Origin of the sequence: Halalkaliarchaeum sp. AArc-GB (assembly GCF_031432225.1) — an archaeon.
Classification (GTDB): domain Archaea; phylum Halobacteriota; class Halobacteria; order Halobacteriales; family Haloferacaceae; genus Halalkaliarchaeum.
The window spans coordinates 1-1,605 of the sequence record NZ_JAVKGM010000034.1 but is presented as its reverse complement, the minus strand read 5'-3'; the positions used below and the strand labels follow the sequence as shown (position 1 = coordinate 1,605).

1 protein-coding gene is annotated in these 1,605 nt (G+C 58.2%); it reads right to left on the bottom strand.

Features of this window, described 5'->3' with window-relative positions; translation table 11 throughout:
- Positions 1 to 8 precede the first annotated feature (8 nt).
- A complete protein-coding gene (locus tag RH858_RS16710) occupies positions 9 to 1,445 on the bottom strand; it encodes an IS66 family transposase (protein WP_310562509.1) in 1,437 nt (478 codons plus the stop codon).
- Positions 1,446 to 1,605 lie beyond the last annotated feature (160 nt).

Genomic DNA, 1,605 nt, shown 5'->3' with positions numbered 1-1,605 from the left:
GTATGTGTTTACCCCGAGGTCTCGACAGCCGGCACAGCGTGAGCCCGTGAGATAACCTCATTATTGCTGACGACTCGACGAAGTTCTTCGTATGGATTGCGTCCCTGCTGGCGCCACGTCGCCAGCAGGGACAAGACCGTCTCGTGAACGAACATTCCTCGGTCATTACGGAGCGTTCCGATGATTTTCCGGAGAACCACTGGCTCACGAAGTGCGTTCTCTGCGGCATTGTTTGTCGGAGAGACCGCTGGCTCACCGACGAAGGTGAGCCAGTGGTCGAGACCTCCTTCGATCTTCCCCAGCAGTGTTGCCACTGGTCCGTCGGGTACTGACCGGTCAATCAGCGATTCAAGCTCTCTTCGCGCCACACGCTGGAGCTCTGCTCTCTCACAAGGACTTGGGTCGCTCTCCAGCCGAGCCTGGAGAGCGACGTATACCTGTCTGAGAGCCTGGTGGATCGGTTCGCCTTCTGGCTGCTTTTCCGCGGCGTCTTCAGCCTCTCGAAGAATGTGCGCCCAGCACCGCTGGAGGTTGCTGCTGAAAGCTGGGTACGCCGTCCACCCGTCACAGACGACTGTTCCCGCGAAGTCCTCGCCGAGGACTTCCGCGGGAACATCACTTCCGCGACTCTCCCTGACCGCGTACAACGTGTGTTGAACGGTCTGAAACGTCCAAATCCACGCTTGTTCACCGTCGCGCTTGATGCCTGTCTCGTCGATGTGAACCACGTCAGCATCCTGAATCTCTTGACGGATCTGCTCGTACTCACAGCGACCGGCGCGCGCAGCGCGCTCGGTCGCGTGCCACGCGGATGCACCCGAGAGTTCGAGTCCGTGTAGTTGCTCGAAGCGATCAGCGATCTTCCGGTAAGGAAGGCGGTGATCGTACCGTGACAGAGCTGATTGAGCGATGACGTTCACCCCGAACTGCCCCTCATCGGGGCAGTCGGGGTGAGCCGCAACTGTCTCTGTTCCACAGGAATCGCACTGGTAGTAGTGGCGGTTGTACCGGGTGATTTCTGGGGGCAGGGGATCAGGGATCTCCTCGACGAGTCGGGGGCTGACGCCCACCGACTCGTCGAAGTGGTCGCCACACTCAGGACAACAGTCACAGGTGACTTCGATTTCTTCGTCAGGATCGGCCGTAGAACGCCACTCCGGATCGTGACCGTCCTTCCGACCGGGAGTGCCACCGTCAGTTCGGACATCGTCGTCTTCGTCATCTTGCGAGGTCGGGGACCCGTCGGTCCCCGACCGTCGCTTGCTGGGTGGAGTGTGCGGATTCTCGTATTTGCGAAGACGTGTTTCGAGTTCTTCGATCCGCTCGTCTTTCTCTTGTAACTTCTCTCGGAGCTGTGCGTTGTCTTGTTCAAGCTCTTCGACTCGTTGTTCAAGTTGTAAAAACCGGGAGAGCAACTCCTCTTTGGTGAGATCATCTCCGTTCACAGATCCCACCTTCCAGTACAGACAGCAGAGGTAACGGGATGGGCTCCACGACGGAGCCCATCCCTGAGAATCATCACGAACCTCTGCTGCCAGTTCATACAGGCTAAGTTGTGCGCCTTCTATGAGATAGCAGCGAAATCAGTTCGGGCTAAACACGTAC